The 13,188-nt window shown below is 71.0% G+C and carries 12 protein-coding genes; 9 read left to right on the forward strand and 3 right to left on the reverse strand.

The features are described 5' to 3' along the window. Window positions 1–187 precede the first annotated feature (187 nt). The 7 genes from ACZ7CF_RS30790 to ACZ7CF_RS30820 are packed head-to-tail and all read left to right on the forward strand — an operon-like array spanning window position 188 to window position 8,844. Window positions 188–1,594, forward strand: a complete 1,407-nt coding sequence (locus ACZ7CF_RS30790; RefSeq protein WP_360396324.1) for a family 2B encapsulin nanocompartment shell protein — start codon at window positions 188–190, stop codon at window positions 1,592–1,594. A 3-nt stretch (window positions 1,595–1,597) separates the two neighbouring features. Further along, on the forward strand, window positions 1,598–2,677 hold the full coding sequence (locus tag ACZ7CF_RS30795) for a terpene synthase family protein (RefSeq protein WP_470371222.1): 1,080 nt from the start codon (window positions 1,598–1,600) through the stop codon (window positions 2,675–2,677). Continuing rightward, complete coding sequence (locus tag ACZ7CF_RS30800) at window positions 2,670–3,680, forward strand: terpene synthase family protein (RefSeq protein WP_470371223.1); 1,011 nt, start codon at window positions 2,670–2,672, stop codon at window positions 3,678–3,680. Before ACZ7CF_RS30795 ends, ACZ7CF_RS30800 begins: the two co-directional genes overlap by 8 nt. Before the next feature lie 37 nt (window positions 3,681–3,717). Continuing rightward, on the forward strand, window positions 3,718–5,118 hold the full coding sequence (locus ACZ7CF_RS30805; RefSeq protein WP_360396318.1) for a family 2B encapsulin nanocompartment shell protein: 1,401 nt from the start codon (window positions 3,718–3,720) through the stop codon (window positions 5,116–5,118). 2 nt (window positions 5,119–5,120) lie between these two features. After that, window positions 5,121–6,179 (forward strand): family 2 encapsulin nanocompartment cargo protein polyprenyl transferase, encoded by a 1,059-nt coding sequence (locus ACZ7CF_RS30810; RefSeq protein WP_470371224.1) that lies wholly within the window; start codon window positions 5,121–5,123, stop codon window positions 6,177–6,179. A gap of 27 nt (window positions 6,180–6,206) precedes the next feature. Continuing rightward, entirely contained in the window at window positions 6,207–7,148 is a 942-nt protein-coding gene (locus tag ACZ7CF_RS30815; protein WP_360396314.1) for a 4-hydroxy-3-methylbut-2-enyl diphosphate reductase, read from the forward strand. Then, window positions 7,138–8,844, forward strand: coding sequence for a 1-deoxy-D-xylulose-5-phosphate synthase (locus tag ACZ7CF_RS30820; RefSeq protein ID WP_360396312.1), 1,707 nt, complete (start codon window positions 7,138–7,140; stop codon window positions 8,842–8,844). Before ACZ7CF_RS30815 ends, ACZ7CF_RS30820 begins: the two co-directional genes overlap by 11 nt. Before the next feature lie 465 nt (window positions 8,845–9,309). Here the strand turns inward: ACZ7CF_RS30820 and ACZ7CF_RS30825 are convergent, their stop codons facing one another. Further along, window positions 9,310–10,437 carry a citrate synthase gene (locus ACZ7CF_RS30825; RefSeq protein WP_360396310.1) on the reverse strand — a complete coding sequence of 376 codons (1,128 nt, stop codon included), beginning with the start codon at window positions 10,435–10,437 and terminating at the stop codon, window positions 9,310–9,312. A 41-nt stretch (window positions 10,438–10,478) separates the two neighbouring features. Here ACZ7CF_RS30825 and ACZ7CF_RS30830 point away from each other — a divergent pair, with 41 nt between their 5' ends. Then, window positions 10,479–11,588 (forward strand): citrate/2-methylcitrate synthase, encoded by a 1,110-nt coding sequence (locus tag ACZ7CF_RS30830; RefSeq protein ID WP_470371225.1) that lies wholly within the window; start codon window positions 10,479–10,481, stop codon window positions 11,586–11,588. On the opposite strand, the gene ACZ7CF_RS30835 is transcribed toward ACZ7CF_RS30830, so the two are convergent. Then, window positions 11,581–11,730: a hypothetical protein gene (locus ACZ7CF_RS30835; protein WP_470371226.1), complete on the reverse strand. Its 150-nt coding sequence runs from the start codon at window positions 11,728–11,730 to the stop codon at window positions 11,581–11,583. The two genes, ACZ7CF_RS30830 and ACZ7CF_RS30835, sit on opposite strands and share 8 nt — an antisense overlap. Window positions 11,731–11,800: 70 nt before the next feature. Here ACZ7CF_RS30835 and ACZ7CF_RS30840 point away from each other — a divergent pair, with 70 nt between their 5' ends. After that, complete coding sequence (locus ACZ7CF_RS30840) at window positions 11,801–12,745, forward strand: GlxA family transcriptional regulator (protein WP_470371227.1); 945 nt, start codon at window positions 11,801–11,803, stop codon at window positions 12,743–12,745. Here the strand turns inward: ACZ7CF_RS30840 and ACZ7CF_RS30845 are convergent. Then, window positions 12,650–13,183: a MarR family winged helix-turn-helix transcriptional regulator gene (locus ACZ7CF_RS30845; RefSeq protein WP_360396302.1), complete on the reverse strand. Its 534-nt coding sequence runs from the start codon at window positions 13,181–13,183 to the stop codon at window positions 12,650–12,652. The two genes, ACZ7CF_RS30840 and ACZ7CF_RS30845, sit on opposite strands and share 96 nt — an antisense overlap. Between the last annotated feature and the right edge of the window lie 5 nt (window positions 13,184–13,188).

The following is a 13,188-nucleotide window of genomic DNA, read 5'->3' on the forward strand; positions in this document are numbered from 1 at the left end:
TCTTCTGCCGATACCACGGTTGCCGGTACGGCAGAAGTTGTACCCTGCGTAGCACCCATAGGCGTAAACCACCCACCCGAATGTCGCCTTCTTGGCCGCTTCCCACTTCTCATCCGCGAGAACTAACGTCCATTCCGGCCTTTGTCGGATTGGTCCATCAGCGCATTGAGATAGGTGGGTGCAGGTTGTGACTGTGACGGATTCTGACCTCAATGAGGGCCGTCAGCAGCTGAGTTTGGGTACGGCCGCCGCTCGTAATCTGGCCACGACCACCAAGTCCGTACCCCAGATGCAGGGAATCACCTCCCGCTGGCTGCTCAAGGTGCTGCCCTGGGTGCAGGCGGCGGGTGGCGCCTACCGCGTCAACCGGCGCCTCACCTACACGCTGGGCGACGGCCGCGTCTCGTTCACCAACACCGGCTCCGAGATCCGGGTCATCCCGATGGAGCTCACGGAGCTCGCGCTGCTGCGCGGGTTCGACGACGACGCCGTGCTGGCCGCGCTGGCCGGTCGGTTCCAGCAGCGCGAGTACCGCGTCGGCGACGTCATCGTCGAGCAGGGCCGCCCGAAGGACCAGGTCGTGCTGATCGCGCACGGCAAGGTCGACAAGGTCGGCACCGGCGAGTACGGCGGCCAGACCGTCCTGGGCAACCTCGCCGACGGCGAGTACTTCGGCGAGACCGTGCTCGCCGGGCCGCAGGGCGAGTGGGAGTACACCGCGAAGGCGGTCACCCCGGTCACCGTCCTGACCCTGTCGTGGGAGGACTTCCAGGCCCTCAACGGTGAGGCCGGCGGCCTGCGCGCGCACATCCAGCAGGCCTACAACAGCCGCAACAAGCCGCAGAACAAGCACGGCGAGGCCGAGATCGACATGGCGGCCGGCCACGACGGCGAGCCGGTGCTGCCCGGCACGTTCGTCGACTACGAGCTCTCGCCGCGCGAGTACGAGCTGAGCGTCGCGCAGACCGTGCTGCAGGTCCACACCCGCGTCGCGGACCTCTACAACCACCCGATGGACCAGGTCGAGCAGCAGCTGCGGCTCACGATCGAGGCCCTGCGCGAACGCCAGGAACACGAGATCGTCAACAACCGGTCGTTCGGCCTGCTGCACAACGCCGACCTCAAGCAGCGCATCCACACCCGCACCGGCCCGCCGACCCCGGACGACTTCGACGACCTGCTCTCGGTGGTGTGGAAGGACCCCTCGTACTTCCTGGCCCACCCGCGCACGATCGCCGCGTTCGGCCGCGAGTGCAACAAGCGCGGCGTCTACCCGCAGCACATCGACTTCAACGGCCAGCAGGTGCCTGCCTGGCGCGGCATCCCGGTGCTGCCGTGCAACAAGATCCCCATCTCGGACACCCGCACGTCGTCGGTGATGCTCATGCGCGTCGGCGAGCAGAACCAGGGCGTCATCGGCCTGCACCAGACCGGCATCCCCGACGAGTACCAGCCGGGCCTGTCGGTGCGGTTCATGGGCATCAACGACCAGGCGATCATCAACTACCTGGTCAGCGCCTACTACTCCGCCGCCATCATGGTGCCGGACGCGATCGGCGTGCTGGAGCACGTCGAGCTCGGTCGCGAGGGGTAGGTCTTGGCCTCCTTCACCATGCCGGAGTTCTACGTGCCGCACCCGGCGCGGATGAACCCGCACCTCGAACGGGCCCGCGTCCACTCCACGCAGTGGGCGCGGGACATGGGGATGCTCGACACCGGGGTGTGGACCGAGGAGGTCCTCGCGGGCGACGACTACGGGTTCATGTGCGCGTGGACCCACCCCGACGCCCCCGCGGACGTCCTCGACCTCATCACCGACTGGTACGTCTGGGTCTTCTACTTCGACGACGAGTTCTTCGCGGAGTTCAAGCAGACCAAGGACGTGGCGGGGGCGAAGGCCTACCTGGACCGGCTGCCGGCGTTCATGCCGCTCAACGGCACCGATCCGTGGCCGGAGCCGCAGAACCCGACCGAGCGCGGTCTCGTCGACCTGTGGCAGCGGACGATTCCGCTGATGTCGCAGGACTGGCGGCGCCGGTTCACCACGAGCACCCACAACCTGCTGCTCGAGTGCATGTGGGAGATCAAGAACATCGAGAGCGGCACGGTCGCCAACCCGATCGAGTACATCGAGATGCGCCGCAAGGTCGGCGGCGCGCCCTGGTCGGCGAACCTGGTGGAGGTCTCCGAAGCTGCCGAGGTGCCCGCGTCCATCGCGGGCACCCGCCCGCTGCGGGTCCTCTCCGACACGTTCTCCGACGCGATCCACCTGCGCAACGACATCTTCTCCTACGAGCGGGAAGTGTTGCGCGAGGGCGAGAACTCCAACGGTGTGCTGGTGTTCGAGAAGTTCTTCGGCCACGACACGCAGACGGCGGTCGAGGCGGTGAACAAGCTGCTCACCTCCCGCCTGCACCAGTTCGAGAACACCGTGTTCACCGAGCTGCCGGTGCTGTTCGCCGAGCACGGGACCGACCCGTCCGAGCAGGCCCGCGTGCTGAAGTACGTGAAGGGGCTGCAGGACTGGCAGTCCGGGGGCCACGAGTGGCACCTGCACGCCGGTCGCTACACCAAGTCCGACTCGGGTGCGGGCAACAGCGCGTTCTTCCGCACGATCCTGCGCGGGCCGACCGGCCTGGGCACGTCCGGCGCGTGGCTCGGGGTGGCCCGTGGTTGAGCTTCCCGAGTTCGAGATGCCTTACGCGGCACGGCTTTCGCCGCACGTGGACCGCGTCCGGCAGCACAGCAGGGCGTGGGCGCGGGACATGGGCATGTTCACCGGTTCGCCGTGGACGGAGGCGTTCTACGACGCCGCGGACTACGGCGGCTTCACGCCGCTGGCGTTCCCGGCGCTGCCGGCCGAGGAGCTGCGGTACGTCAACGACTGGGGCGTCTGGGGCTTCTACGTCGACGACGCGTTCCTCGACGGCTTCCTGCGGCCGCGCAACCTCGCGGGCGGCCGGGCGTTCGCCGCCCGGCTGAAGGCGGTGCTCGCGGACCCGTCGGTGCCGGCGGTGAACCCGGCCGAGAGGGGGCTCGCGGACCTGCTGTCCCGCGGCACCCCCGACGAGGCCGACCGCGCGATGCTGCTCGACTACCTCGACGCACTGCTGTGGGAGCTGCACAACACCGTGCAGGGCCGTGTTCCCGACCCGGTCGACCTGGTGGAGATGCGCCGCAGGTCGATCATGGGTGAGCTGTCGGCCCGGCTCGTGCGCAAGGCCGCCCGCGCCGACCTGCCGGAGGAGCTGCTGCGCAACTCCACGATGAGGGCGCTGGTCGACTCGTTCGGCGACGTCCCGTCGCTGCGGATGGACCTCTTCAACCACGACCGCGTGCACGCCACCGGCGGCAGCACGACCAGCGCGGTGCTGGCGGTGCGGCAGTTCTTCGACTGCGAGCTGCAGCAGGCCGTGGACCTCGTGGGCGACCTGATCTCGGCGCGGCTGCGGCAGATCGGCACGATCATGGCCGAGCTGCCTGCCCTGGCCACCGAGTACGACCTCGACGCCGAGGCGACGGCCGGGCTGTCCCGGTACGCCGAGGCCATGCGGTCGTGGCTGGCCGGTGAGCTGCTGTGGACGCAGCGCTCCGGCCGCTACCGCCCCGCCACCACCCCCACCCGACGGTCGTTCCACGCGCCGTCCGGACTCGGCACCGCCGCGGTGCTGGTCCGCTGATCCCTCCTCCCGCTGAACAAGATTGGCAGGACTCGCAGTGACTGTTACCGATCCGGGTCTCGGGGTCGACGACAAGCAGCTGAGCCTCTCCAGGGCAGCCGCCCGCAACCTCTCGTCGACCACCAAGTCCGCGCCGCAGATGCAGGGCATCTCCCCGCGGTGGCTGCTGCGACTGCTGCCGTGGGTCGAGGCCAAGGGTGGTGCCTTCCGGGTCAACCGGCGGCTCACGTTCGCGATCGGCGACGGCCGGGTCACGTTCACCAGCGTCGGTTCCGAGGTGCGCCCGGTGCCGCAGGAGCTGGCCGAGTTCCCGCTGCTGCGCGGGTTCGAGGACGAGGACTCGCTGGTGGCCCTCGCGAGCCGGTTCGAGCAGCGCGAGTACCAGCCGGGCGAGGTGATCGCCGAGCGCGGCACCCCGGTGGACACCATCGTCGTCATCGCGCACGGCAAGGTCGCCAAGACCGGTCGCGGCAAGTTCGGCGACGACGTGGCGCTGGGCACCGTGGCCGACGGTGAGCACTTCGGTGACAACGAGGTGCTGTCCGGTGCCGAGGTGGCGTGGAGCTTCACCGCCCGCGCGCTCACCCACACGACCGTGGTCGAGCTGCCGCGCTCGGTGTTCAACCAGCTCAACCAGCAGGTCGAGCCGTTGCGCACGCACATCGAGCAGCAGCTCGCGCACCCGACGAACCCGCAGAACAAGCACGGCGAGGCCGAGATCGACATCGCCTCCGGCCACGACGGCGAACCGGTGCTGCCCGGCACGTTCGTCGACTACGAGCTGCGGCCGCGCGAGTACGAGCTGTCGGTGGCGCAGACGGTCCTGCGCGTGCACACCCGCGTCGCCGACCTCTACAGCCAGCCGATGGACCAGGTCGAGCACCAGCTGCGGCTCACCATCGAGGCCCTGCGCGAGCGGCAGGAGCACGAGCTGATCAACAACCGGGAGTTCGGCCTGCTGCACAACGCCGACCTCAAGCAGCGGCTCAGCACCAGGTCGGGACCGGTCACGCCGGACGACATGGACGAGCTGATCTCCCGGCGCCGCAACACGAAGCTGATCCTGGCCCACCCCAGGGCGATCGCGGCGTTCGGCCGGCAGCTGTCCGAGCGCGGCCTCTACACGCCGACGGCCGTGGTGGAGGGCAAGCCGATGCAGACGTGGCGGGGCGTGCCCATCGCGCCGTGCGACAAGATCCCGGTCAGCAAGAACGGCACGACGTCGATCATCGCGATGCGCCTGGGCGAGGAGAAGCAGGGCGTCGTCGGCCTGCGCCAGACCGGCATCCCCGACGAGTACGAGCCCGGCCTGAACGTGCGGTTCATGGGCGTCGACGAGCACGCGATGCTCAAGTACCTGGTGTCGACCTACTACTCGGCCGCCGTTCTCGTGCCGGACGCGCTGGGCGTGCTGGAGAACGTGGAGATCGGTCTCTAGCGATGACAGCGGAGATGTCCTCCCCCAGCACCGAACGGCTCGCCGCGGGACGCCCCGCGGGCGAGGTGCTCGCGTGGAGCCGGAGCCTGGTGACCCCGGCTCTGCGCAGGGCCGTCAGTCAGCTGCCCGAGTCGATGCGCGTGATCGCCGAGTACCACTTCGGGTGGCGCGACGAGCACGGCAACCCGGTGCTGGAGAACAGCGGCAAGGCGATCCGGCCGGCGATGGTGCTGCTGGCGGCCGAGGCCGTCGGCGGCAAGGCGGCGGCCGCCATCCCGGCGGCGGTGGCGGTGGAGCTGATCCACAACTTCTCGCTGCTGCACGACGACGTGATGGACGGTGACGAGACCCGCCGCCACCGCGCCACGGCGTGGACCGTGTTCGGCGTCAACGCGGCGATCCTGGCCGGTGACGCGCTGCAGGCGCTCGCGGTGGACGTCCTCGCGGCGTCCGGGCACCCGCGGGCGCTGGAGGCGATCCGGGTGCTGGGCGACGCGGTCGTCGCGTTGCTCGACGGGCAGGCGCACGACCTCGACTTCGAGAACCGCACGGACGTGGTGGTGCCCGAGGTGGTCACGATGGCGCTGGGCAAGACCGGCGCGTTGCTGGGTGCCTCGACCGCGCTGGGCGCGCTGTACGGCGGCGGGACCGACGGGCAGGTCGAGTCGCTGCGCGGCTACGGCACCCAGCTCGGGCTCGCGTTCCAGCACGTGGACGACCTGCTCGGCATCTGGGGCGACCCGGCGGTGACGGGCAAGGCCGCGCACACCGACCTGCACAGCCGCAAGAAGTCGCTGCCGGTGGTGCGGGCGCTCACGGCCGGCACGCCCGCGTCGGAGCAGCTGGCGGCGCTGTACTTCCGGGCGGGCGAGCTGTCTGCGGCCGAGCTGGCGCTGGCGGCCTCGCTGGTCGACTCCGCCGGCGGGCGGGCGTGGAGCCAGGAGCAGGCCGACGAGCTGCACACGCGGGCGTTGCTGCACCTGGGCGAGTCCTCGCCGGCCGCGCGGGCGGCCGTGGAGCTCGGCACGCTCGCCCAGCTGGTCACTCACCGAGACCACTGACCGCCCCTCTTCCCCGGAAGGCGCCCGATGACGGAACACCCGCCGCGTTCGGTGCTGCTCGCCTCGCCCCGGTCGTTCTGCGCCGGGGTGGAGCGGGCTGTCGAGATCGTGGAACGACTGCTCGACCAGCGCGGTGGCCCGATCTACGTGCGCAAGCAGATCGTGCACAACGTCCACGTCGTGCGCGGTCTGGAGGCCCGCGGCGCCGTGTTCGTGGAGGAGCTGTCGGAGGTTCCGCCCGGTGCCACGGCCGTCTTCTCCGCGCACGGCGTCTCCCCCGCTGTGCGGGCCGAGGCCGCGGAGCGGTCGCTGGAGGTGCTGGACGCGACCTGCCCGCTGGTGACCAAGGTGCACGCGGAGGCGCGGCGGTTCGCCGCCCGCGGTGACACGATCGTCCTCATCGGACACGCCGGGCACGAGGAGGTCGAGGGCACGCTGGGCGAGGCGCCCGACCGGATGGTGCTCGTGGAGACCGTCGCCGACGTCGAGGCGCTGGAGATCACCGGGCCGGTGTCGTACCTGACGCAGACGACGCTGGCGGTCGACGAGACGTCCGAGGTGGTCGCGGCGCTGCGGCGGCGGTTCCCGCACGTGCGCGGTCCCGGTTCGGACGACATCTGCTACGCCACCACCAACCGGCAGATCGCGATCCGGGAGGTGGCCGCGCAGTCCGACCTCGTGCTCGTGGTGGGGTCGCGCAACTCGTCGAACTCGGTGCGGATGGTGGAGCTCGCGGCCCGCACCGGCACCCCGGCGCACCTGGTCGACGACGCCTCGGAGATCGATCCGGCGTGGCTGGAGGGCGTGACGACGGTGGGCCTGTCAGCGGGTGCGTCGGCGCCACCGGAGCTGGTCGACGAGGTGGTGGCGGCGTTGGAGGCGCTGGGCACGGTGTCGGTGTCCACGCACACGACGGCGACCGAGACGATCTCGTTCACACTGCCGCTGGCGGTGCGCCGTGCTGGCTGACATCACCTCGCCCGCGGACGTGCGGGCGCTGTCCTCGTCCGAGCTGGCGCGGCTGGCCGCGGAGATCCGGTCGTTCCTCATCGCCAAGGTGCACCGCACCGGCGGGCACCTCGGCCCGAACCTGGGCGCGGTGGAGCTGACGATCGCGGTGCACCGGGTGTTCTCGTCCCCGGTCGACGTCGTGCTGTTCGACACCGGGCACCAGTCGTACGTGCACAAGCTGCTGACCGGTCGCCGCGCCGACTTCGACTCGCTGCGGCAGGCCGGTGGCCTGTCCGGCTACCCGTCCGCGGCCGAGTCGGCGCACGACGTCGTCGAGAACTCGCACGCCTCCACCGCACTGTCCTATGCGGACGGTCTGGCGAAGGCGTTCGAGCTCGGCGGCGTGGACCGGCGGGTGGTGGCGGTCGTCGGTGACGGCGCGCTGACCGGCGGCATGTGCTGGGAGGCGCTGAACAACATCGGCGGGTCGTCGCGGCCGGTCGTGGTGCTGCTGAACGACAACGGCCGTTCCTACGACCCGACGGCCGGCGGGCTCGCGGCGTCGTTGCTCGACGGCACGGCGCGCTGCCTGTTCGAGGCGCTGGGCCTGGCCTACCTCGGCGAGGTCGACGGGCACGACGTGCACGCCGTCGAGAACGCCCTGTGGGAGGCCAAGTCGCTGGGCCGTCCCGTGGTCGTGCACTGCAGGACGGTGAAGGGCAAGGGGTACGACGCGGCCGAGGCCGACGAGGCGGACCGCATGCACGCGGTCGGCGCGGCCGGTACCACCTCGGCACGCACGTGGACCGACGTGTTCTCGGACGAGATCGTGGCGATCGGCGCCGACCGGCCCGACGTGGTGTGCGTGACCGCGGCGATGCTCGAACCCGTCGGCCTGCGGCCGTTCTCGGCGCGCTTCCCGTCCCGGGTGTTCGACGTCGGCATCGCCGAGCAGCACGCCGTGACGTCGGCGGCGGGCATGGCGATGGGCGGCCTGCACCCGGTGGTGGCCGTCTACGCGACGTTCCTGTCACGCGCCTTCGACCAGCTGCTGATGGACGTGGCGCTGCACCGGTTGCCGGTGACGTTCGTGCTCGACCGTGCGGGTGTCACGGGCCCGGACGGTGCCTCGCACCACGGCATGTGGGACGCCTCCGTGCTGCCCGTGGTGCCGGGCCTGCGCCTGGCCGCACCACGGGACCCGGCGTCGCTGGCCGCGTTGCTGCGCGAGGCGGTCGACGTCTCCGACGGCCCGACGGTCGTGCGCTACCCGAAGGCGTCCGCCGGCCCCGACGTGCCCGCGGTGCGGCGGGTGGGCCACTTCGACGTGCTGCACGAGACCCCGGACGCCGACGTCCTGCTGGTCGCGGTCGGCCCACTCGCCGGCCCGTGCCTCGCAGCCGCGGAGGAGTTGGCCGCACACGACGTCCGTGTCACGGTCGTCGACCCGCGCTGGACCGCGCCGCTGGACCCGCACCTCGTGAAGTACAGCAGCGGTTTCCGCCTGGTGCTGGCCGTGGAGGACACCACCTCGACAGGCGCGCTGGGCGCCCGCCTGGGCCAGGCGCTGGCAGGCGGCCCGACGTGCGTGGCGACGTTCGCCCTGCCCCCGCGCTTCCTGCCGCACGACTCCCGCGCTCGCATCCTGCGCGCCCACGGCCTGGACGCCGCGGGCATCACGACGAGCGTGCTGAAGCGCCTCGGCGTGCGCTGACCACCCGCGCCGCGAACGCAAGGCCGACCGCGCCGCCCCCACGCGGCGCGGCGTGGTGCAGGCAGGGCGGCGTGGAGCAAGCAGCGCGGCGTGGGCGGGCTGGGCAGCGCGGCACAAGCGGAGTGGCATCGTCAGCGCGGCGTAAGAGAGCGCGGGCGACGCGGCCGGCGCGACGCAGTCGCAGCGGGGCGAGCAGGTGGGCGGAGCGGCGCAAGCAAGGCGATGCGGCCAGCGCAGCGCGAGCTGACGGCGACCGCGTAAGCCGGACGACACGAGCGACGGTGTGGGCGAGGCGCGCCCACCGGCTCGCCGCCGGCGCGCAAGCGCGCCACCCAGGTCCCGTGCCGCACCCAAGCGCGCCACCCAGCGCCCGTGCCGTGCACAACCGCACCGCCCCGACGCCCGTGACACGCACTCACGCCCGACAGCTACCCCTTCGTCTGCCCCAGCGGTTGCGCCGGGCGGCTACGGGCGGTCGCCCGTGTACACGCCCAGCGTCCGGAACCGCAGCCCCGGCTCGGCGTACTCCTCGATCGCGTGCGCGATCCAGCCGACGATCCGGGCGATCGCGAAGATCGCCTCGCCGGCGTCGGGGGACATCTGGAACGTGACCCCGAGTTGGGCGAGGGCCAGGTCGACGTTGGGGAACGTGAGTGGTTGGGTGGCGATGACGCGGTCCGCCACCAGGTCGGCGTCGCCGTGGGTGCGCAGGAGGGCGAGCAGGTGGTCGGCGCGGGGGTCGTGGCGTTCGTAGACGGCGTGGCCGAAGCCGGGGATCGGCTCGCCTGCGCGCAGGCGTTCGGCCACCGCGGCCATCGGGTCGGGGGCGGCTTGCAGGAGGAAGCGGTGGGTGAGGGTGCTGGCGGTGCCGTGCTTCTGGCCCTCCATGGCGCCGAGGCCCGCGGACACCACGGCGTACGGGTGGGCGCGGGCGGAGGCGGCGACCCTGGCGGCCATCGTGGAGACGGCCAGGTCGTGGTCGGCGAGCAGGACCAGGGCCGCGTTGAGGACGGCGGGCTGGGGCGGTTCGGGTGACAGGCGGGCCCAGAGTCGGTCGGCGATGTCGGTGCCCTGCGGGCGTTGGATGAGCGGGAGGGACTCGACGACGTCGGCGATGAGGGCCTTGGCGGTCGAGACGGCGCGGTCGAGGTCGAAGCGCAGCGGGTCGCCGGCGCCGGCGAGGGCCACGGCCACGCGGACGCGGTCGGTGAGGGTCGCGCTGTCGGGGAGGGCCATCCAGATCTCCTGGCCCTCGGGGAACTCGACACCGGTGGTCTCCACGGCGGTCCACAGCCACTGCGCCACGTCCTCGAACCGGCGCGTCCCGCTCAGCTCGACGGCGGAGCGGCCGCGGTAGAACAGCCGGTCGTGCTCCAGCAGGGAGATGCGGGTGCGGATGCGATCGGTCACAGCGGCCACTGCTCCGCGCGCACCAGTGCGCTGCGCCAGGGCCTCGACCTCGGCGACGTCGAACATGCTCGCGCGGTTCAGCTTCGTGCTGGTCAGCAGGCCGCGGCTGACGTAGGCGTACACCGTCGCCGGCTTCACGCCGAGGCGGCGAGCGGTCTGGATTGTCGTCAGCATTGATTCCATCAACGTTGACTGTACCTGGAGGTTGACGGAGCCTCTTGTCCATGTTGATTGATGCACCCAAAGGGTTGAAGGACGTCGTCGTCACCACCACCCTGATCGGGGACGTGAACGGGGCTGCGGGCTACTACCACTACCGCGAGCACGACGCGATCGAGCTGGCCAGGACCCGGTCGTTCGAGGACGTGTGGTTCCTGTTCGCCGAGGGCCGGCTGCCGGACGCGGCGGAGAGCGAGCTGTTCGCACGGCGGACGGCGGAGCTGCGCGAGCTGCCCGACGGCATCGCCGCCGTGCTGCCCGCCATTGCGCAGGCCGGGGTCACGCCGCTGGCCGGGCTGCGGACGGCGTTGTCGTTGCTGCCGTCGCAGCCGATGTGGGACGCGCCGATGGCGGCACGCCGGGCCGACGCGCTGCGCGTGTGTGCTGTGACGCCGACGATCCTGGCCGCACTGCACCGGCTCAAGCTCGGGCTTGAGCCCGTCCACCCCAGGGTTGAGCTGTCAACGTCGACGAACTGGCTGTACATGTTGACTGGACAGGAGCCGTCAACGTGGACGAGTCGTGCAGTCGAGCAGTACTTGATCGCGACGATCGACCACGGCTTCAACGCGTCAACGTTCACGGCACGCGTCGTCGCGAGCTCGGGAGCTGACGTCGTGTCGGCGGTGACGGCGGCGATCGGCACGTTCTCCGGGCCGCTGCACGGTGGCGCGCCGGACCGGGCGCTGGAGAGCCTCGACCTCATCGGCTCGCCGGACAACGTCGACGCCTGGGTGCGCGAGCAGATCGAGCAGGGCAACCGGATCATGGGCTTCGGTCACGCCGTCTACCGGACGAAGGACCCGCGGGCACGCCTGCTCAGGGAGATCGCGCTGGAGCGGCCGACGCCGCTGACGGAGTTCGCGACGACGGTCGAGCGCCGGGTGACCGAGCTGCTGGCCGAGCTCAAGCCGGGCCGGCAGCTGTACGCGAACGTCGAGTTCTACGCGGGTGTCGTGATGGAGCAGTGCGGGATCCCGCGCGACATGTTCACGCCCACGTTCGCGTGCAGCCGGGTGATCGGGTGGTGTGCCAACGCCCTGGAACAGTCCGAGGACACGAAGATCATCCGCCCGATCGCCCGCTACACGGGACCGCAGCCGCTCATCAAGTGAGGTACCGGATGTCGTTGCGCACGCGGATGCGGTCGCGGTCGACGACGTCGGAGGAGCCCGCCAGGCCGGCACTGCGGTCGCGGTGCCGGTCGAGCCAGACGGCGAGGACTGCCACTACCAGGAGGATCGCTGAAAGAGTCATGCAGAAAGTTTGCGGCCGACAAAATCCCGCCAACAGTGGCAGATCTGACGATGCACGCTAAAATCCTGCCATGCTCCGATCGGTGGCGGTTCCGCTCATCAACGGCGTCGCGCCGTTCGAGTTCGGCGTGCTCTGCGAGGTGTTCGGCGTCGACCGGACCGAGGAGGGCGTGCCGCTGATCGACTTCCGGGTCTGCGGCGAGCTCCCGAACGAACCGGTGCACACGGACGTCCCCGGCGTCTCCATCACCCCGGAGCACGGCTTCGAGGCCCTGCTCGACGCCGACCTGGTCGCGCTGCCCGCGGCCAAGATCCGCGAGGCCTACCCGGAGAAGCTGCTCAAGACGTTGCGCGAGACCGACGCGACGCTGCTGAGCGTCTGCAGCGGGGCGTTCATCCTCGGCGAGGCGGGCCTGCTCGACGACCGCCGGTGCACCACCCACTGGCGTGAGACGAAGGCGTTCCAGGAGCGCTTCCCCAGGGCCCAGGTCGACCCGGACGTGCTGTTCGTCGACGACGGCAACATCATCACCAGCGCGGGCACGGCCGCCGGCATCGACGCCTGCCTGCACCTGGTGCGCCGCGAGCTCGGCACCAGGGTCGCCACGACCATCGCGCGCAGGATGGTCGTGCCGCCGCAGCGCGACGGCGGTCAGCGGCAGTTCGTGGAGCTGCCCATCCCCGACTGCTCGGCCGACAGCCTCGAACCGGTGCTGGAGCAGGTGCTCGACACGATCGCGGACAACCACACGGTGGCGTCGATGGCGAAGCTCGCCGTCATGTCCGAGCGGACGTTCGCCAGGAGGTTCGTCGCGGAGACCGGCACCACGCCGAACAAGTGGCTGTCACTCCAACGGGTGCTGCACGCGCGCCGGCTGCTCGAGGAGACCGACCTCGACGTCGACGCGGTGGCGACCCGGTCAGGCTTCGGCACCGCCGCACTCCTGCGCCACCACTTCCACCGGGTCGTCGGCGTCGCACCGAGCGACTACCGCCGCACATTCGCCTGTCGTTAACCGCGTGAAGATCTTCTCTGAGATCGACCGCAGCGCCGCGACCTCCTCGTCACCGAGCAGGTCGAACACCAGGTGGTGGACCGTCTCGGCGTGCCGGGGCGCCGCCGCCTCGATGGCCGCGCGGCCCTGCTGGGTCAGCACCACGTAGGAGCCGCGCCCGTCGCTGGCGCACCCCTCGCGGGCGACGAGCCCGCGCTTCACCATCCGTCCGAGGTGGTGCGAGATGCGGCTCTTCTCCCAGTTCAGCGACCGGGCCAGCTCCAGCACGCGCACGCGTTCGTCCGGCGTGTCGGTCAGTTGGACGAGCACGGCGAAGTCGGCCATGGAAATGTCGGAGTCGGCGGACATCTGCCTGCTCAGGTGGGCGTTCAGCTCCCCTTGCATGCGGACGTAGGCACGCCACGCCAGCTGTTGTTCAGGTTCAAGCCATCGGGTCACACGCT

This window comes from Lentzea sp. NPDC036955 (assembly GCF_055608005.1).

Excerpts from the sequence above, each read along its gene's own strand:
- ACZ7CF_RS30825 (WP_360396310.1), bottom strand. The coding sequence starts at position 10,437 with ATGGAATCAATGCTGACGACAATCCAGACCGCTCGCCGCCTCGGCGTG.
- ACZ7CF_RS30840 (WP_470371227.1), top strand. The coding sequence starts at position 11,801 with ATGCTCCGATCGGTGGCGGTTCCGCTCATCAACGGCGTCGCGCCGTTC.
- ACZ7CF_RS30835 (WP_470371226.1), bottom strand. The coding sequence starts at position 11,730 with ATGACTCTTTCAGCGATCCTCCTGGTAGTGGCAGTCCTCGCCGTCTGG.
- ACZ7CF_RS30830 (WP_470371225.1), top strand. The coding sequence starts at position 10,479 with ATGTTGATTGATGCACCCAAAGGGTTGAAGGACGTCGTCGTCACCACC.
- ACZ7CF_RS30810 (WP_470371224.1), top strand. The coding sequence starts at position 5,121 with ATGACAGCGGAGATGTCCTCCCCCAGCACCGAACGGCTCGCCGCGGGA.
- ACZ7CF_RS30815 (WP_360396314.1), top strand. The coding sequence starts at position 6,207 with ATGACGGAACACCCGCCGCGTTCGGTGCTGCTCGCCTCGCCCCGGTCG.